The sequence below is a fragment of the Metapseudomonas cellulosilytica genome (genome assembly GCF_049334135.1).
Taxonomy (GTDB): Bacteria; Pseudomonadota; Gammaproteobacteria; order Pseudomonadales; family Pseudomonadaceae; genus Metapseudomonas.
The window spans coordinates 243,124-260,548 of sequence record NZ_JBHZGN010000003.1 but is presented as its reverse complement, the minus strand read 5'-3'; the positions used below and the strand labels follow the sequence as shown (position 1 = coordinate 260,548).

The window sequence follows — 17,425 nt, the reverse complement described above, 5'->3', positions numbered from 1 at the left end:
ATGCAGCCCGCCCGCGACCTACTAAGATTGCAAGCAAGAGCGGAAACAGGCCAGCCGGTGGACTATGGGCGCATTATGGCAATCCGAAGAAGTCAGGAAGGAGGCCCCTAAGGGCCCTCTCGATACCCCCGCTGTTCCCCCGAAAAAACCTCGCCGCAAGCACCGTCTCCTGTTCTGGGGCCTGTGCCTGCTGACCATTGGTATCGTCGGCGTCGCGGCCACCCACGAGGCACGCACATCCCGGTTCCAGGCTCGGGAAATCAGCCGCTACGCCGCCACCTTGAACTACAAGCTGGGTGAAGGGCCGAGCCACTCCATTCGCTACCCCGGCGACGGCCCCTTCGACCGCCGAATGGGCTATGCCTTCCTGCCACAGATGCTCGAACGCCTGGAAAAACGCGGCTTCGCGATCCAGCAGCAAGCCCGTTTCTCGCCGGCCCTGGTCCGCTACACCGAGCACGGGCTCTTCCCGCCGTACCGGGAAAAGGTCCAGGCCGGCATCAGTATCTGCGACTGCCGCGGCCTGCCGTTCTACCAGTTCTCCTACCCGCAGCAGCGTTACCCGAGCTTCGCCAGCATCCCGCCGCTGCTGGTCAGCAGCCTGCTGTTCATCGAGAACCGCAAACTGCTGGATCGCAACGAGCCACTCGCCAATCCGGCGGTGGACTGGCCGCGCTTTTCCAAGGCGGCGCTGACCCAGGTGGGCAAGGCCATCGACATGGAGGGCCAATCCGCCGGCGGCAGCACCCTGGCCACCCAGCTGGAGAAATACCGCCACTCGCCGTACGGCCGCACGGCCTCGGCCGCCGAAAAGATCCGCCAGATGGTCTCCGCCAGCGTACGCGCCTACCAGGGCGGCCCTGAGACGATGGCCGCGCGCGAACGCATCGTCATGGACTACCTCAACAGCGTGCCGCTCTCAGCGGCGCCGGGGCACGGCGAGGTTCACGGCATCGCCGACGGCCTGCGGGTCTGGTATGGCGCCGATTTCAACAAGGTCAACCAGATCCTGGCCAACAAGAACGCCGATGTGGCCGCGCGCGGCCTTGCCATGCGCCAGGTGCTCTCGCTGTTCATCGCCCAGCGTCGCCCCTCTTATTACCTGTCCACCGCTCATGGCGAACTGAACGACCTGACCGACAGCCACATCCGCGTGCTTGGCAGCGCCGGAGTCATCGACCCGCCCCTGCTCGACGCCGCGCTCAAGGCGAAACTGCGCTTCCGCAACTGGGTGGAAGAACCGGCACTGCAGGCGGTGGAAGCCAACAAGGGCATCAGCGTCGCCCGCAGCCGCCTCTCCAGCATGCTGAACATGCCGCTGTACGACCTCGACCGGCTCGACCTCACCGCCAGCAGCACCCTGCAGAGCGAATTGCAGAACACTGTGACCGACTACCTGCGGCACCTGGCCGACCCGGCCTTCGCCGAGCAGGTGGGGCTCTACGGCGAACGCCTGCTGTCGCCGGAGAAGACCCGCGAAGTGCGCTACAGCTTCACCCTGTTCGAGCGCACGCCTTCGGGCAACCGCGTGCGCGTGCAGACCGATAACACCGACCAACCCTTCGACATCAACGAAGGCAGCAAGCTGGAACTGGGCTCCACCGCCAAGCTGCGCGTGCTGGCCACCTACCTGGAAAACGTCGCCACCCTGCACCAGCGCTATTCCGGCATGTCCGTGGCGGAACTGCGCAAGGTGGAGGTCGACCCGCTCGACTTCATCAGCCGCTGGGCCATCGACTACCTGATCCAGACCAAGGACCGCAACCTCAGCGCCATGCTCCAGGCCGCCCTGGACCGCACCTACTCCGCCAGCCCCTATGAGGCCTTCTTCACCGGCGGCGGGCTGCACGCCTTCAACAACTTCCGCAAGGAAGACAACGGCCGCCGGCCGTCCCTGCGCGATGCCCTGCGCGAGTCCATCAACCTGCCCTTCGTGCGCCTGCTGCGCGATGTGGTGCGGCATGACATGTACCGCCCGGACGGCGGCAAGATGCAACTGCTCTCCGACGACAAGGACCCGCGTCGCCAGGGCTACCTGGACCTCTTCGTCTCCCGCGAGAGCCAGACCTACCTGCGCCGCTTCTGGAACAAGTACCAGGGCAAGGACGCGGAGGCGCGCCTGTCCACCTTCCTCGACGGCCTCAATCCCTGGCAGGCGCGGATGGCCGCCATCCACCGCTACCTGCAGCCCAAGGCGGACCTCGCCACCTTCGCCGCCTTCATGCGCGAGCGGGTGCCCAAGCCCAACCCGGCACTCACCGACGAGCGTATCGAGGACCTCTACACCCGCTACGGGCCGGGTGCCTTCAACCTCAACGACCAGGGCTACGTCGCCCGCGTCCACCCGCTGGAGCTCTGGCTGCTCGGCTACCTGCAGGAGAATCCCAACGCCACCTACCGCGATGCCGTGGAAGCCAGTAGCGACGAACGCCGCGAAGTCTATGGCTGGCTGTTCAAGTCCAAGCGCAAGTACGCCCGCGACAAGCGCATCCGCATCATGCTGGAGGTGGAGGCCTTCCTCGACATCCACGAGCACTGGAAATCCCTGGGCTACCCCTTCGATCACCTGGTGCCGTCGCTCGCCACCGCACTCGGCAGCTCCGGCGATCGCCCGGCGGCCCTGGCCGAACTCATGGGCATCATCCTCAACGACGGCATGCGCCAGCCCACCCTGCGCATCGACCAGCTGCACTTCGCCGCCGACACGCCCTACGAAACCCTGGTGGGCCACCAGGGCAGCGAAGGCAAACGGGTGATGACCTCCGAAGTGGCCGCCACCCTGCGCGACGCGCTCTCCAAAGTGGTGGAAGGCGGCACCGCGCGACGCCTGCAAGGCAGCTTCACCCTGCCCGATGGCCAGCCGCTGGTGATGGGCGGCAAGACCGGCACCGGCGACAACCGCATCCAGACCGTGACCCGCTACGGCGCAGTGAAGAGCTCGAAGGCGATGAACCGCACCGCCACCTTCGTCTTCTACCTGGGTCCGCGCCACTTCGGCACGCTCACCGCCTTCGTCGAAGGCAGCCAGGCCGACAAGTTCAGCTTCACCTCCGCGCTGCCGGTGCAGGTGCTCAAAGGCATGGCCCCCATCCTCCAGCCCTACCTCGCCCCCGGCCTGAACACCCAGTGCCAGGACCTGGCGCCGGCGGTGCAGGTGAGCCGCAGGTAAAAGCACTCTCCTCCCGGAAGGGGCTGCCGGCCCGCCCCGCGAAATGCTGCTTTTCGTAGGGTGGACCACGCTTTATCGGTCCACCATCGGGGGCTTGGCCAGGCGGCGATGGTGGATGGAAAAGCGCCATCCACCCTACGGGGCCGCTGCGCGGCCCTTGGCGAATGAATTCGCCCCTACCGTAGCCCCGCCACCCCGGCGATGATCAACACCACCGACAGCAGCTTGACCGGCGTCAGCGCTTCACCCAGCAGGAGGAAGCCGAGCAGCACCGTGCCCAGGGTGCCGATGGCGGTCCAGATGGGATAGGCGATGCTCACCGGCAGCACGCGCATGGCCAGGGTCAGGAACCAGATCCCGGCCACCGCGGCCACCACCACCAGCAGGCTGGGCCAGGGCCGGGTGAAGCCTTCCGCGTACTTCATGCCCATGGCGAACAGCACCTCGAAGAAGGCTGCCACCAGCAGGAATATCCAGGCCATGGCCGCCCCCTCAGAAGCTTTCCACCAGGTCCGCCAAGGACCGCTCGGCGCGCTGGTAGGACTGCGCGAAAGCCTCGCCGCCGAACTCGTCGTTCTCCACCGCCACCACCGTCACCTCGGTGATGCCGATGTAGCCCAGGACGGCGCGCAGATAGGCGTCCGCGTGGTTCATGTGGGCGTTGGCGCCTCCCGGGCCGTAGCCGTGGTCGCCGCGGGTAGTGATGATCAGCGCCTTGCGGCCCGTCACCAGCGGCGTGTAAGGGTTGCCCTGGCGCGCCGGATCGAAGGCGAAGGTGCGGCCGATGCGCACGATCTGGTCGATCCAGGCCTTGACCCCGCTGGGCACGCCGAAGTTGTACATGGGTGCGGAGAGCACCAGGCGGTCGGCGGCGAACAGCTCGTCCACCAGCAGGTCGCTGAGCGCCAGGTCGGCCTTCATCACCTCACTGCGCGCCTCCGGCTCGGGGTGGAAGGCGGCGGCGATCCAGCCCTCGGTAACCGCCGGAATGCCCACCCGCCCCACTTCGCGACGCACGACCTGGCGGCCTTCCTGGCGCGCCTGCCAGGCCCTGAGGAAAGCCTCCTGCAAGCGACGGGAATGGGAACGTTCACCACGGGGACTGCCTTGAATGGAAAGAATTGTGCTCATCTAAATCTCCTTGACGGCCGCGCTTCCAGAAGCACGTGAATTGGCGGAAACTCAGGCATCAAGCTAGTCACGACCACCGTCCCGGACAAATGAGCATTAGTTCATCTGGATGAATTCAATTCACCCATGGAGCTTCCCATGTTCTCCAGCCTGCCCCTCACCGCCCTGCGCACCTTCGAATCCGCCGCGCGCCTGTCCAGCTTCAAGGCGGCCGCCGAGGAGCTGGCGGTCACCCCCACGGCGGTGTCCCACCAGATCCGTGGCCTGGAAAGCTGGCTGGGGGTGCCACTGTTCGACCGACTGCCGCGCAGCGTGCGCCTGACCGCCTGCGGCCAGCGCCTGTTCGGCAGCCTCCACGGTGCCCTGCTGGAAGTGACCCAGACCCTCGACCAACTGCGCCCGCAACGCAGCAGCGGCAACCTCACCCTCTCCACCACCCCGGCCTTCGCCGCGCTCTGGCTGATCCCGCGCCTGGGCCGCTTCTACGCCGAGCACCCGGAGATCAACCTGCGCCTGGACACCAGCAACACGCTGGTCGACCTGCATCAGGACGCCAGCGTCGATTGCGTGATCCGCTATGGCATGGGCGACTATCCCAACCTGCACAGCCAGTGCCTGCTGGACGAATGCTTCGGCGTCTACGGCGCGCCGGCGCTGGTGGCCAGCCTGGGCGCTGGCGTGCCGACACTGATCACCGTGCGCTGGCGCAACGCCCTGCTCTTCGAGCTGGGCTGGAAGGCCTGGTGCCAGGCGGCGAGCGAGGAGCGGCTGCTGGAAATCGCGCCGCAGCGGGAGTACGACGAAGAACACTATGCCCTGCAGGCGGCCATCGCCGGCCAGGGCCTGGTGCTGGCCAGTTCCATCCTGGTTTCGGAAAGCCTCGCCAGCGGCCTGCTGGTGCCCTATCGGCCGGAGGTCAGGGTGGCCGGTGCGGGCTATTCGACCCTCTGCGTACCGGGGCGGGAACGGCATCCGCCGGTGAAGGCCTTCTTCGATTGGTTGAGCCGGGAAGTGGGGTGACTGACGAGGAATTGCCCTATTCCTTGTAGGGGCGAATTCATTCGCCAAGGACTGCGCAGCAGTCCCATCCCTGCATGGCAGACCTTCGGCCTGCTTGGCGAATAAATTCGCCCCTACAGGAAATCGATCATCCTCCACGCGAACAAAATAACGAACACAAATCCATCCTCGGGAGGTACCGCGACAAGCCACCACACCCGCAAATTTGCCTTTCACGGGTCAGAGCGACTAATATCATGTTCATTATGTTGAACACACTGATCCACCCCCTCCACTTCGCCCGCCTCGCCTCCCGCGAGCGCCACTGGACCGGCGACCTGTAGCCCCTCCCCCTTCCTCATTGCCGTGGAGCCGTCGGGCATGCCCCGTCTCGCCATGGCCAGGACTTCCTGCACATACGCCGTTCGCCTGCAGGCGAAGGGCTCTGCATTGCCCAAGGGAGGGCACCATGCGTTCCTGGATTTATTTATTTGCCGCGATCCTCTTCGAGGTCGTCGGCACCACCTCGATGAAATTCGCCGCCGAACACGCTCCCGTGCTCGGCCACCTGTTGATGTACGGCCTGATCGGCCTGTCCTATTTCTTCCTGTCGCTGGCGATCAAGCGTGTGCCGGTGGGCGTTGCCTACGCCCTCTGGGAGGGCATCGGCATCGTGCTGATCACCGGTATCAGCGTCACCTGGCTGGGCGAGAGCATCGGCCCCTACAAGGCCCTGGGCCTGGCCGTGATGATCGCCGGCATCCTGCTGATCAAATCCGGCACCCGCGCCGCCCCCAGGGCTCGCGAGCAGGAGGTGCTGGCATGAACGGCGTGACCTGGTTGCACTTCGCCTGGCTGGGCGCGGCCATCGCCCTGGAAGTACTGGCCAACGTGCTCTTGAAATACTCCGACGGCTTCCGCCGCCAGGCCCTGGGGGCGCTGTCGCTGCTCTGCATCCTGGCGGCCTTCACCGCCCTGGCACAGGCGGTGCGGGGGATCGACCTGTCGCTGGCCTATGCCATCTGGGGCGGTTTCGGCATCCTCGCCACCGTGGCGCTGGGTTGGGCGCTGTTCGGCCAGCGCCTGGCCGGGCGCGGCTGGCTGGGCTTGGGGTTGCTGCTGGTGGGGATGGGCCTGCTGAAGCTGGCATGATTTGCCGGCCCCGTAGGGTGGACCACGCTTCATCGGTCCACCTTTCGCCGTTCACCTGGGCGCCGCTGGTGGATGTGAAAAGCGACATCCACCCTACGACTACCGTAGCCCCGTAGGGTGGACCACGCTTCACCGGTCCACCTTTCGCGGTTCACCCAGGCTTCGCTGGTGGATGTGAAAAGCGACATCCACCCGACGCCGTCGCCCGGCCAGCGCACAAATCCCAGGCAAAAAAATGGGCGACCATCTGGTCGCCCGCCCAATCATTCCGGGAGAGGAATGTCAGAAACGCTTGTGTCCGCATCACGCAAGATTCAGACAGGAACCTTTTTACGCACTGACACTCCTCCGGACCATTACACCAAGGTCTAACTCTCCTCCTTCCCCAGACCATGCAGCCGCAGTTTGTTGGCGATGGTGGTATGGGACACGCCGAGGCGCTTGCCCAGCAGGCGGCTGCTCGGATGCTCGACATAGAGCCGCTCCAGTACCGCCTTCTCGAAGCGGCCGATGATGGCGTCCAGGCCGCCGTCCAGGGAGAAATCCCCCAGCGGCTGGGGCGTGCCGTAATCCGGCAGGCGGATGTGCTCCGGCCTGACGGTGGCGCCATCGCACAGGGACACTGCCTGGAACAGCACGTTCTCCAGCTGCCGTACGTTGCCGGGCCAGTGGTAGCGGCCGAGCTTGTCCAGCACCTGCGGCGCCAGCTTCGGCAGGCCACAGCCGATCTGCCGGCTGGCCGAGTCGAGGAAGTGCTCCACCAGCGGCGCCAGGCCGTCCAGGCATTCGCGCAGCGGCGGGATATGCAGGGACAGCACATTGAGGCGGTGGTAGAGGTCCTGGCGGAATTCGCCCTTGGCGCAAAGATCGGAGAGATCCACCTGGGTGGCGCAGATCACCCGCACATCCAGGTAGACCTCCTCGTCGCTGCCGACCCGGCGGAAGCAGCCGTCCTGCAGGAAGCGCAGCAGCTTGGCCTGCAGGCGCGGGCTCATCTCGCCGACGCCATCGAGGAACAGGGTGCCGCCGGCGGTGAGCTCCAGCAGGCCCAGCTTGCCTTCCGGCCGCGCACCCTCGAAGGCGCCGGGGCCATAACCGAACAGTTCGGTCTCGGCCATGGATTCCGGCAGGCCGGCGCAGTTCAGCGCCATGAAAGGCGACTGCCCACGCGGGCTGGCCAGGTGGCAGGCGCGGGCCAGCAGCTCCTTGCCGGTGCCGGTCTCGCCCTCGATCAGCAGCGGCGCGTCCAGGGGCGCCATGCGCCGGGCTTCGCGCACCACCGCGGCCATCACCTTAGAGCTCTGGAAGATGCTGTCGAAGCCGCGCAGTTCATGCTTGCGCACGTTGTAGATGCGCTCGCCGACCCGGTCGGCGCGGTGCAGGGTGAGCACGGCGCCAGCCAGGGCTTCGCTTTCGTCGTGCTCGGATTGCAGCGGCGCGATATCGGCGAGGAAGGTGTCGCCCTTGATCTTGATGCGCAGGCCATTGATTCGCGCCTTGTTGGCACGCACCAGCTCCGGCAGGTCGAAGTCCTCGACGTAGCGCGCCAGGGGGATACCCGGCACCTCGTCCACCCGCACGCCGAGCAGTTGGGCAGCGGCGCGGTTGGCGGCGACGATCGAGCCGCCCATGTCGATGGACAGCACCGGGAAATCCAGCGCCCCCAGCAGGGCATTCAGCTCCAGGTGGCGACGCTCGCTGGGCATCAAGCCCACGCGCTTGACGCCGAAGACGCCGGGAATGGTCTCCAGCTTCGGCCGCAGGGCCTGGAACTGCAGGTTGATCAGGTTCGGGCAGAGCAGGTAGATGGCATTGCCCTGGTCGCCGCCCACCTCGCCACGGTTGACGTTGATGCCGTAATCGACGAGCAGGTTGAGGATGTCGCGCAGGATTCCCACGCGATTCTGGCAATGGACTTTGATACGCATCAGACACCCCTGGGTCGGGCTTTTCCTTGGGTTTTGGACGAAAGAATCCGTTCTCGACCCTATTTTTCCGTCAAGAATATGTGACAACACGCCGCAGCGACAAGGCGATTCCTGGCCATCCAGCCATGCATGTAAACTTTTCATTACGATTTGACGGGTATCCGCGAGCCCCGAGCGCCCCCTGCCCTGCTGCGTTGCGGCGCAACCTGCGCTATCGATAAAGCAACACAACAACGAAGCCCCATCCCAGGGAGGCCGAATGAAAGCAACGAAGTACGTGGCCCGTGAACCCGATGCCAACGGTTTTATCCACTACCCGGAAACCGAACATCAGGTGTGGAACACCCTGATCACCCGCCAGTTGAAAGTGATCGAAGGCCGCGCGTGCCAGGAATACCTGGACGGCATCGAGCAACTCGGCATGCCCCATGACCGCATCCCGCAACTGGGCGAGGTCAACAAGGTGCTCCAGGCCACCACCGGTTGGCGCGTTGCCCGCGTCCCGGCGCTGATCCCCTTCCAGACCTTCTTCGAACTGCTCGCCAGTCAGCAATTCCCGGTGGCCACCTTCATCCGCACCCCGGAAGAACTGGACTACCTGCAGGAACCCGACATCTTCCACGAGATCTTCGGCCACTGCCCGCTGCTCACCAATCCGTGGTTCGCCGAGTTCACCCACACCTACGGCAAGCTCGGCCTCAAGGCCACCAAGGAAGAACGCGTCTACCTCGCGCGCCTGTACTGGATGACCATCGAATTCGGCCTGATGGACACCCCGCAGGGCCGGCGCATCTATGGCGGCGGCATCCTCTCCTCGCCGAAGGAGACCGTCTACGCTCTCTCGGGCGAGCCCGAGCATCAGGCCTTCGACCCGCTGGAATGCATGCGTACCCCGTACCGCATCGACATCCTGCAGCCGCTGTATTTCGTGCTGCCGGAACTCAAGCGCCTGTTCGACCTGGCCCACGAAGACATCATGGCGCTGGTGCACAAAGCCATGTCGATGGGCCTGCACACGCCGAAGTTCCCGCCGAAAGCGGCCTGAATCGAACCCTGCGAATGGTGGATGGATAAAGCGCCGTCCACCCTACCGAAGACCCCCAATTCTGGAAGAACGACCATGACCGCCCTGTCCCAAGCCCATTGCGAAGCCTGCCGCGCCGATGCCCCGAAGGTGTCCGATGAAGAACTGGCCGTGCTGATCAAGCAGATCCCCGACTGGAACATCGAAGTCCGCGACGGGATCATGCAGCTGGAGAAGGAGTTCCGCTTCAAGAACTTCCGCTACGCCCTGGCCTTCACCAATGCCGTGGGCGCCATCGCCGAGGAAGAAGGCCACCACCCGGGCCTGCTCACCGAGTGGGGCAAGGTCACCGTGACCTGGTGGAGCCACGAGGCCAAGGGCCTGCACCGCAACGACTTCATCATGTCCGCCCGCACCGACCAGGTGGCGGAAACCGCCGAGGGCCGTAAATGAGTCATTTCGCCAAGGTGGGCCGGGTGCCCGGCGACCCCATCCTCGGCCTGATGGACGCCTACCGCCTGGACCCCAACCCGGCCAAGCTGGACCTGGGCGTAGGCGTGTACAAGGACGCCAAGGGCCTGACGCCTATCCCCCGGGCAGTGAAGCTCGCCGAGCAGCGCCTGGTCGATACCGAGACCACCAAGACCTACGTCGGCGGCCACGGTGACGCGGCCTTCGGCCAACTGATGCTGGAACTGGTGCTGGGCACCGGCAACCCGCTGATCGCGGCCGGCCGCGCCGGCGCCACCCAGACTCCGGGCGGCACCGGCGCCCTGCGCCTGGCGGCGGAGTTCATCGCTGCCAACCTGCCGGGCCGTGGCGTCTGGCTGAGCGACCCGACCTGGCCGATCCACGAAACCATCTTCGCCGGCGCGAAGATCAAGGTCAGCCACTACCCCTACGTGGACGCCAGCAACCGCCTGGATGTGGAGGCGATGATCAAGGCCCTGGAACAGGTGCCGTCCGGCGATGTGGTGCTGCTGCACGCCTGCTGCCACAACCCCACCGGCTTCGACCTCGGCCAGGACGACTGGCGCCGGGTGCTGGAGGTGGTGAAGAAGCGCGAGCTGCTGCCGCTGATCGACTTCGCCTACCAGGGCTTCGGCGACGGCCTGGAGCAGGACGCCTGGGCCGTGCGGCTGTTCGCCGAGGCACTGCCGGAAGTCTTGGTCACCAGCTCCTGCTCGAAGAACTTCGGCCTCTACCGCGAGCGCACCGGCGCGCTGATCGTCTGCGCCGGCGATGCCGAGAAGCTGACCGACGTGCGCAGCCAACTGGCCTTCCTCGCCCGCAACCTCTGGTCCACCCCGCCGGCCCATGGCGCCGCCGTGGTCGCCACCATCCTGGGTGACGCCGCTCTCCGGGCCAGTTGGATCGCCGAACTGGAAGCCATGCGCTCCCGCGTCGCCGACCTGCGCCGTGGCCTGGTGGAAGCCCTGCAGCCTTATGGCCTCGCGGAACGCTTCGCCCATATCGGCGAGCAGCGCGGCATGTTCTCCTACACCGGCCTGTCGCCTGAACAGGTGGCGCGGCTGCGTGCGGAGTTCAGCGTGTACATGGTGAGCACCGGCCGGGCCAACGTGGCGGGGCTGGACTTCAGCCGGATCGGCGACCTGGCGAAGGCCATCGCCAAGGTGTGCTGAGGGACGCTCCGCTACCCTCTCCCCCAACCCCTCTCCCTGAAGGGAGAGGGGAGCTATTCTTTGCATCGCCCGATGGCTGCGCTAAGCACCGCTCCGAGTTTCCGGTTGTCGCGAAACATCAGGCGCGAGTCACCCCTCTCCACTTCAGGGAGAGGGGCCGGGGGTGAGGGTCGCAGCCCTCGCTCAGTAATCCACCTTCCCCCTCCCCGACTTGATCGCCCCGCGCTTGGCCTTGCCTTCCAGCCGCCGCTTCTTCGAGCCCAATGTCGGCTTGGTCGGCCGCCGTGCCTTCTGCACTTTCGCCACGCTGCGGATCAGCTCCGCCAGGCGCTCCAGGGCGTCGGCGCGGTTCTGTTCCTGGGTGCGGTACTGCTGGGCCTTGATGACGATCACCCCCTCCGCCGTGATGCGGCTGTCGCGCAATTCCAGCAGGCGCTCCTTGTAGAAAGGCGGCAGTGACGAGGCGTTGATATCGAAGCGCAGGTGCACCGCACTGGACACCTTGTTGACGTTCTGCCCGCCGGCACCCTGGGCGCGGATGGCGGTCAGTTCGACTTCGTCGTCAGGCAGGTGGACGTTGTTGGAGATCAGCAGCATGGGAAAAGCAACCGGAAGGCGGACGGTAGTCCGTAGGATGGGTGGAGCTACGCGATACCCATCACCACCGCCGATGGGTATCGCCGAGCTCCACCCATCCTACAGGGGCTCAGGCCGTCCGGCTCCCTTCCAGCACCATCTCCTGCTCCGCGCCACGCTTTAGCAGGGCATAGATCACCCCGGTCAGCACGCTGCCGGCGACTATCGCCAGCAGATAGAGCAGCGCGTGGTTGATGGCGTTGGGGATGAGCATGACGAACAGGCCGCCATGCGGCGCCATCAGCTTGCAGCCAAAGTACATCGACAACGCACCGGTCAGCGCCCCGCCGGCAATGCTGGCCGGGATCACCCGCAGCGGGTCCTTGGCGGCGAAGGGAATGGCCCCTTCGGAGATGAAGCACAGCCCCAGCACCAGCGCCGCCTTGCCCGCCTCGCGCTCGCTCTGGGCGAACTTGCGGCGCATGAGCAAGGTGGCGATGCCCATGCCGATGGGCGGCACCATGCCGGCGGCCATGGTGGCGGCCATGGGGGCATAGCTCTGCGACGCCAGCAGGCCGACGGAGAAGGCGTAGGCCGCCTTGTTGATCGGCCCACCGAGGTCCACGCACATCATCCCGCCCAGCAGCAGGCCGAGGAGGATGGCGTTGGAGGTGCCCATGTTGTCGAGGAAGTGAGTGAGGCTGGCGAGCATGCCGGCCACCGGCTTGCCCACCACGTAGATCATCACCAGGCCGGTGAACAGGCTGGCGAGCAGCGGGATGATGAGGATCGGCTTGAGCGCCTCGACGCTGGGCGGCAGCTTGAGGTGGCGGTTGATGGCCCGCGCCGAATAGCCGGCGAGAAACCCCGCGATGATGCCGCCGATAAAGCCCGCACCCAGGGTGCTGGCCAGCAGGCCACCGATCATGCCCGGCGCCAGGCCCGGGCGGTCGGCGATGGAATAAGCGATGTAGCCGGCCAGGAGCGGCACCATCAGCTTGAAGGCCGCCTCGCCGCCGATCTGCATCAGCGCGGCGGCCAGGGTGCCCTCCTCCTTGAAGGCCTCGATGCCGAAGACGAAGGACAGGGCGATCAAGAGACCGCCCGCCACCACCATCGGCAGCATGTAGGACACCCCGGTGAGCAAGTGCTTGTAGGCGCCCTTGGGTTCGGCCTTGGCGTTGCCCGGCTGGCTGTCGCCGCCGGCCTTGGCCGCCAGCGGCTGGCCCTCGGCCAGGGCGCGTTTCAGGGTGGCTTCGGCCTGTTTCAGGGCCACGCCGGTACCACAACGGAACACTTTCTTGCCGGCGAAACGCGCGGTATCCACTTCGATATCGGTGGCCAGCAGAACCGCATCGGCGGCGGCGATGGCCTCGGGGCTGAGCGGGTCGCGGGCGCCCACCGAGCCCTGGGTTTCCACCTGCAGTTCGTAGTCCAGGCGCTGGGCCGCCTGCTTCAGCGCTTCGGCGGCCATGAAAGTGTGCGCCACCCCGGTCGGGCAGGCAGTCACGGCGACCAGGCGCGGCCTCGCGCCGGCAACGGCGGTCGGAGCGGGCACTGCAAGGTCCTGCTCCTTCGCCTCCACGGCGGCGCGCAGGAGAAAGGCCTCAGTGTCGCGCAGGGCTTCGCCGGGGGTGGCGAGGAACAGGCGCTTGCCGGCAAAACGGGACAGGTCCAGGGCGCCGCTCTTGACCACCAGCACCCAGTCGGCTGCCTCCAGGATGGCGGCGGAAAGCTGGTGCTCCCGGTGCTGCGGGTCCACCACTTCGACGCTGGTGCTCCAGCCCAGGCGCTGGGCGGCGGCGTCCAGCAGGCGCGCACAGAGCACGCTGGTGACCATGCCATTGGGGCAGGCGGTGACTATGGCGAGTTTCATCGGGACACCTCTTGTTGTTCTGGCAGCGCCTTTACCGTCACGGCGCCTTCGAGCTGTTGCAGTTGCACGGCGTCAAGGATGCCGAACCCCACCTGGGTCACCGCCTGGGCGGCGATGGCGGTGGCATGGCGCAGGGTGCGCTGCGCCGGCCAGCCACTGAGCAGGCCATGGACCATGCCGGCCAGCAGCGAATCGCCCGCGCCCACGGTGCTGGCCACTGTGACCCTTGGCGGCCGGGCATGCAGGGCCAGACCGGGGCCGAACCAGTTCACCCCCTCGGCACCCTGGGATATGACGATCTGCTCGATGCCCAGCGCCTGCAGCTGACGGACTTCCTCGCGCTGGGACTCGACGTCGGCCAGGACGCGACCGCAGAGCTCGCCAAGTTCGTCGGTGTTCGGCTTGATCAGCCAGGGCGCAGCGAGCAGGCCGGCGCGTAGCGCTTCGCCGCTGGTGTCCAGGGCCACCTTCAGGCCGTGGCCCTTGAGCCGGCCGATCAGCTCGGCAAGAAACGCCGGCGCCACGCCACGGGGCAGGCTGCCAGCCACCACGGCCAGCTCGTGGCCGGGAGCGATGGCTTCAAGGCGGGCCAGGAGTTCGGCCTGGGCGTCCGCATCCACCAGCGGGCCAGGGCCATTGATATCGGTGATGCGCCCATCGGCTTCCGCCAGCTTGATATTGCTGCGGGTCTCCCCAGGCACGCGGACGAACTGGTCGACGAAGCCGCGCCGGGCGAACAGCGCTTCGAAGGCTTCGGCATTGTCCGCGCCAAGGAAGCCGGAAACGCTGAGGGAATGGCCAAGGTCGGCCAGCACCTGGGCGACGTTCAGGCCCTTGCCGGCGGCATGGCTGGCCTGGGCCTGGCTGCGGTTCACCTCTCCCGGTTCCAGGCGCTCCAGGCGCAGGGTCAGGTCCAGGGCGGGATTCAGGGTGATGCTGAGGATGCGCGCCATCAGAAACGCTCCGCCAGTTCGCGCACGGCCGCCGCGCTTTCCAGGGCCAGCGCCCCTTCAGCCAGCTCGCGGGCCGCCGACAGGCTGAACTCGCGCACCCGCGCCTTGACCTCGGCTATGCCGCCGGCCGACAGGCTCAGTTCGTCCACCCCCAGGCCCACCAGCAGCGGTACGGCCAGCGGGTCGCCGGCCAGCTCGCCGCACACGCCCACCCATTTGCCCTGGGCATGGGCGGCGCGCACGGTGAGGTCGATCAGCTGCAGCACCGCCGGATGCAGGCCGTCGGCCTGGGCGGAAAGGGTCGGATGGCCCCGGTCGATGGCGAGGCAGTATTGGGTCAGGTCATTGGTGCCGATGCTGAAGAAGTCCACTTCGCGGGCCAGCACGGGCGCGATCAAGGCCGCCGAGGGCACCTCGACCATGATGCCCAGCTGCAGGTCGGCCTGGGGAATCTCCGCAGCCACCTTCAGCGCCATGTCGCGCGCCTGGCGCCATTCTTCGACGGTGCCGACCATGGGGAACATGATGCGCAGCGGCCGGCCTTCGCTGGCACCCATCAGGGCACGCAGCTGGGTCTCCATCAGGTGCGGACGCTGCAGGGTCAGGCGCACGCCGCGCACGCCGAGGAAGGGGTTCTCCTCTTCCGGCACCGGCCAGTAGGGCAAGGGCTTGTCGCCGCCGACATCCAGGGTGCGGGCCACCAGGGGGCGGCCGTCGAGGGCGTCGAACAGGCGGCGGTACTCGGCCTCCTGGATGGCGAGGTCCGGCGCCTGCGGATGGGCCATGAAGATGAATTCGGTGCGCAGCAGGCCGACGCCTTCGGCGCCCTGGGCCATGGCCTTGGCGGCAGCGGCGCTCTCACCCAGGTTGGCACAGATCTCCACCCGGTGGCCGTCACGGGTCACCGCCGGTTCCAGCTTGTGGGCGTCGGCCAGTTGCAGGCGGCGCTGGCGGCCCTCCTGTTCCTGGCGGGCGCGCTCCAGTTGCTGGCTGTCCGGCGCCACGATCAGACGGCCACGTTGGCCATCCAGCAGTAGCAGGGTGCGCGGCTCCAGCAGCAGCACGGCGGCACCGGCGCCCACCAGGGCGGGAATGCCCAGGGCACGGGCGACGATGGCGCTGTGGGAAGTGGCGCCGCCACGGGCAGTGAGGATGCCGGCCACGCGGTTACGATCCAGGCGCGCCACGTCCGAGGGGGCCATTTCGTCCATCAGCAGGATGTAGGGTTCTTCCGGCTCCGGTGCGTCTTCCACGCCGCAGAGCTGGCCGAGCACGCGCCGGCCGATATCGCGCAGGTCGGCAGCGCGCTCGGCGAGCAGCGCATCGTGCAGGCTTTCCTGCTGGGCGGCGGCGCTCTCCACCACCGTCATCCAGGCGGCGGCGGCGCTTTCGCCCTGCTTGAGGCGAGCATCGACTTCATCGCCCAGCTCGGGGTCGGCGAGCATTTCCAGGTGGGTGATGAAGATCTCGCGGATGGCCTTGGCCTCGCTGCGCAGCACCAGCGCCTCGATCTCGCCGCGCACATGGGCCAGTGCTTGCTGCAGGCGTTCGCGCTCGACGCCGGGAGACTCGCCGCGTAGCGGGTAGTCCAGTTCCCTGCGCAGGTGGATATGCGCCGGGCCGACGGCGATGCCGGGGGCCGCGGGCACGGCCTGCAGCTGGCTGCCGGGAGCCGGGGCGCTGAGAGGCTGCGCTTCGGGCTCGACCTCCTCCACCGGCGCCTCGCCCAGCATCAAGGGTTCGATCTCTTCACCCAGGCCCTCTTCGATGGCGGCTTTCAGGGCCGGCAGCGCGACGTCGGCAATGGTCGGCTCGGCAATGATTTCCACCACCTGGCCACGGCGGATGCCCAGGCTCAGCAACTTGCTCAGGCTCTTGGCGGAAACCGCAGCGGCGCCACTGTCGGCCACCCGCAGGCGGATTTCACCCTCGAAGGATTTGGCCACCTGCACCAGTTCCTTGGCCGGCCGCGCATGCAGGCCATGGGCGTTGGCCAGTGGCAGGCGCAGGCTGGGCCAGTCGGGCTGGGGTTCCCCGCCCAGGGCTTCCAGTACGGCGCGGCGCTGGGTGGCGCGGGCCAGCTCGCGGCCCCGGCCTTCGATCAGCAGGGCGCAGAGGCGCTCCAGCAAGGCCAGGTGGGCATCCCCCAGGCTGGCCAGGCAGAACAGGCCGTTGAGCGGCTGGTCGAGATAGCGCAGGGGCTTTGCCGGGGTCAGGTAGGCCAGGCCGGGGCGCTGCACCGCCTGGTCGCTGTGCAGCCACCAGAGGCCATCGCCCAGGGGCAGCGGTTCGCCCTGCAGCAACGCGGCGGCGAATCCGCCACCGACGCAGTCGGCGCGGCGCAGCAGGCGGGCGCCTTGCAGCACCAGTTCGTCGTAGTCTTCGACCGCGATGCCGAGGCCAATCAACTGGTCGTCCAGGGCCAGTTCCTGGGGTGCGCTCTGCAGCAGCTTGAGAATCTCGTCCGGGGTTTCGGCGCGGCGCAGTTCGCTGCCGAGGTCCGCTTCGCCCAGGGCGCGGGTGAGGATCTGCAGCAGGCGCAGGTGCTCGTCGGACTTGGCGGCGATACCGATGGCGAGATAGACCATCTGGCCGTCGCCCCAATCCACGCCTTCGGGGAACTGCATCAGGCGCACCCCCGTGTTGAACACCAGGTCGCGGGTCTGCGGGGTGCCATGGGGAATGGCGATACCCTGGCCAAGGTAGGTGGCCCCCTGGGCTTCGCGAGCCTCGAGGCCGGCGAGGTAACCCGCTGCCACCAGGCCGTCGCCTTCGAGCCGCTCGGCCAGCATCCGCAACGCGGCAGCCTTGTCCGCCGCCACCAGGCCCATGGAAATCTGCCCTGCGGTCAGTTCGAGCATCGCATCACCTCTCCGGGCCTTGCGCCCTTCTTGTAGTTGTCACCGGCCATCAGCAGCGTTACCAACCGTCGCATCGATTGGCCAAAGCGTAGACAGAACGCCTGCTGAATCGT

14 protein-coding genes are annotated in these 17,425 nt (G+C 67.0%); 7 read left to right on the top strand and 7 right to left on the bottom strand.

Going from position 1 to position 17,425, the window contains the following annotated elements:
• Positions 1 to 64: 64 nt before the first annotated feature.
• On the top strand, positions 65 to 3,169 hold the full coding sequence (locus ACFW0H_RS05465; protein ID WP_422912883.1) for a transglycosylase domain-containing protein: 3,105 nt from the start codon (positions 65 to 67) through the stop codon (positions 3,167 to 3,169).
• 176 nt (positions 3,170 to 3,345) lie between these two features.
• Here ACFW0H_RS05465 and ACFW0H_RS05460 read toward each other — a convergent pair whose 3' ends face one another.
• Both ACFW0H_RS05460 and ACFW0H_RS05455 read right to left on the bottom strand, forming a co-directional pair.
• Positions 3,346 to 3,651 (bottom strand): DMT family transporter, encoded by a 306-nt coding sequence (locus ACFW0H_RS05460; RefSeq protein ID WP_422912882.1) that lies wholly within the window; start codon positions 3,649 to 3,651, stop codon positions 3,346 to 3,348.
• 10 nt (positions 3,652 to 3,661) lie between these two features.
• Entirely contained in the window at positions 3,662 to 4,300 is a 639-nt protein-coding gene (locus ACFW0H_RS05455) for an FMN-dependent NADH-azoreductase (protein WP_422912881.1), read from the bottom strand.
• A 138-nt stretch (positions 4,301 to 4,438) separates the two neighbouring features.
• Here ACFW0H_RS05455 and ACFW0H_RS05450 point away from each other — a divergent pair, with 138 nt between their 5' ends.
• The 3 genes from ACFW0H_RS05450 (at position 4,439) to mdtI (ending at position 6,451) form a co-directional block, all read left to right on the top strand.
• Complete coding sequence (locus ACFW0H_RS05450; RefSeq protein ID WP_422912880.1) at positions 4,439 to 5,320, top strand: LysR substrate-binding domain-containing protein; 882 nt, start codon at positions 4,439 to 4,441, stop codon at positions 5,318 to 5,320.
• A gap of 448 nt (positions 5,321 to 5,768) precedes the next feature.
• Positions 5,769 to 6,125, top strand: a complete 357-nt coding sequence (locus tag ACFW0H_RS05445; RefSeq protein WP_422912879.1) for an SMR family transporter — start codon at positions 5,769 to 5,771, stop codon at positions 6,123 to 6,125.
• Positions 6,122 to 6,451 carry a multidrug/spermidine efflux SMR transporter subunit MdtI gene (gene mdtI, locus ACFW0H_RS05440; RefSeq protein WP_422912878.1) on the top strand — a complete coding sequence of 110 codons (330 nt, stop codon included), beginning with the start codon at positions 6,122 to 6,124 and terminating at the stop codon, positions 6,449 to 6,451. The genes ACFW0H_RS05445 and mdtI overlap by 4 nt, the downstream gene beginning before the upstream one ends.
• A gap of 368 nt (positions 6,452 to 6,819) precedes the next feature.
• On the opposite strand, the gene ACFW0H_RS05435 is transcribed toward mdtI, so the two are convergent.
• Positions 6,820 to 8,379 carry a sigma-54-dependent transcriptional regulator gene (locus ACFW0H_RS05435; RefSeq protein ID WP_422912877.1) on the bottom strand — a complete coding sequence of 520 codons (1,560 nt, stop codon included), beginning with the start codon at positions 8,377 to 8,379 and terminating at the stop codon, positions 6,820 to 6,822.
• Between the two features lie 259 nt (positions 8,380 to 8,638).
• On the opposite strand from ACFW0H_RS05435, the gene phhA reads away from it, so the two are divergent.
• From phhA to ACFW0H_RS05420, 3 genes are all read left to right on the top strand, one after another.
• A complete protein-coding gene (phhA, locus tag ACFW0H_RS05430) occupies positions 8,639 to 9,424 on the top strand; it encodes a phenylalanine 4-monooxygenase (RefSeq protein WP_422912876.1) in 786 nt (261 codons plus the stop codon).
• Positions 9,425 to 9,499: 75 nt separating this feature from the next.
• Complete coding sequence (locus ACFW0H_RS05425) at positions 9,500 to 9,856, top strand: 4a-hydroxytetrahydrobiopterin dehydratase (RefSeq protein WP_422912875.1); 357 nt, start codon at positions 9,500 to 9,502, stop codon at positions 9,854 to 9,856.
• Positions 9,853 to 11,046 carry an amino acid aminotransferase gene (locus ACFW0H_RS05420; RefSeq protein WP_422912874.1) on the top strand — a complete coding sequence of 398 codons (1,194 nt, stop codon included), beginning with the start codon at positions 9,853 to 9,855 and terminating at the stop codon, positions 11,044 to 11,046. The genes ACFW0H_RS05425 and ACFW0H_RS05420 overlap by 4 nt, the downstream gene beginning before the upstream one ends.
• 183 nt (positions 11,047 to 11,229) lie before the next feature.
• Here ACFW0H_RS05420 and arfB read toward each other — a convergent pair whose 3' ends face one another.
• The 4 genes from arfB to ptsP all read right to left on the bottom strand — a co-directional run bounded on the left by arfB (position 11,230) and on the right by ptsP (position 17,312).
• A complete protein-coding gene (gene arfB, locus ACFW0H_RS05415) occupies positions 11,230 to 11,643 on the bottom strand; it encodes an alternative ribosome rescue aminoacyl-tRNA hydrolase ArfB (RefSeq protein ID WP_422912873.1) in 414 nt (137 codons plus the stop codon).
• Positions 11,644 to 11,752: 109 nt separating this feature from the next.
• The gene (locus ACFW0H_RS05410) at positions 11,753 to 13,498 is read right to left on the bottom strand and encodes a fructose-specific PTS transporter subunit EIIC (protein WP_422912872.1); all 1,746 of its coding nucleotides are present in this window, start codon (positions 13,496 to 13,498) and stop codon (positions 11,753 to 11,755) included.
• Positions 13,495 to 14,451 carry a 1-phosphofructokinase gene (gene pfkB, locus ACFW0H_RS05405; RefSeq protein ID WP_422912871.1) on the bottom strand — a complete coding sequence of 319 codons (957 nt, stop codon included), beginning with the start codon at positions 14,449 to 14,451 and terminating at the stop codon, positions 13,495 to 13,497. The genes ACFW0H_RS05410 and pfkB overlap by 4 nt, the downstream gene beginning before the upstream one ends.
• Positions 14,451 to 17,312: a phosphoenolpyruvate--protein phosphotransferase gene (gene ptsP, locus ACFW0H_RS05400; protein WP_422912870.1), complete on the bottom strand. Its 2,862-nt coding sequence runs from the start codon at positions 17,310 to 17,312 to the stop codon at positions 14,451 to 14,453. Before ptsP ends, pfkB begins: the two co-directional genes overlap by 1 nt.
• Positions 17,313 to 17,425: the final 113 nt, after the last annotated feature.

Bases quoted from the DNA above. Each gene is read 5' to 3' on its own strand.
- mdtI (WP_422912878.1), top strand. From the start codon at position 6,122: ATGAACGGCGTGACCTGGTTGCACTTCGCCTGGCTGGGCGCGGCCATC.
- ACFW0H_RS05455 (WP_422912881.1), bottom strand. From the start codon at position 4,300: ATGAGCACAATTCTTTCCATTCAAGGCAGTCCCCGTGGTGAACGTTCC.
- arfB (WP_422912873.1), bottom strand. From the start codon at position 11,643: ATGCTGCTGATCTCCAACAACGTCCACCTGCCTGACGACGAAGTCGAA.
- ACFW0H_RS05460 (WP_422912882.1), bottom strand. From the start codon at position 3,651: ATGGCCTGGATATTCCTGCTGGTGGCAGCCTTCTTCGAGGTGCTGTTC.
- ACFW0H_RS05465 (WP_422912883.1), top strand. From the start codon at position 65: ATGGGCGCATTATGGCAATCCGAAGAAGTCAGGAAGGAGGCCCCTAAG.
- ACFW0H_RS05445 (WP_422912879.1), top strand. From the start codon at position 5,769: ATGCGTTCCTGGATTTATTTATTTGCCGCGATCCTCTTCGAGGTCGTC.
- pfkB (WP_422912871.1), bottom strand. From the start codon at position 14,451: ATGGCGCGCATCCTCAGCATCACCCTGAATCCCGCCCTGGACCTGACC.
- ptsP (WP_422912870.1), bottom strand. From the start codon at position 17,312: ATGCTCGAACTGACCGCAGGGCAGATTTCCATGGGCCTGGTGGCGGCG.
- ACFW0H_RS05425 (WP_422912875.1), top strand. From the start codon at position 9,500: ATGACCGCCCTGTCCCAAGCCCATTGCGAAGCCTGCCGCGCCGATGCC.
- ACFW0H_RS05450 (WP_422912880.1), top strand. From the start codon at position 4,439: ATGTTCTCCAGCCTGCCCCTCACCGCCCTGCGCACCTTCGAATCCGCC.
- ACFW0H_RS05420 (WP_422912874.1), top strand. From the start codon at position 9,853: ATGAGTCATTTCGCCAAGGTGGGCCGGGTGCCCGGCGACCCCATCCTC.
- phhA (WP_422912876.1), top strand. From the start codon at position 8,639: ATGAAAGCAACGAAGTACGTGGCCCGTGAACCCGATGCCAACGGTTTT.
- ACFW0H_RS05435 (WP_422912877.1), bottom strand. From the start codon at position 8,379: ATGCGTATCAAAGTCCATTGCCAGAATCGCGTGGGAATCCTGCGCGAC.
- ACFW0H_RS05410 (WP_422912872.1), bottom strand. From the start codon at position 13,498: ATGAAACTCGCCATAGTCACCGCCTGCCCCAATGGCATGGTCACCAGC.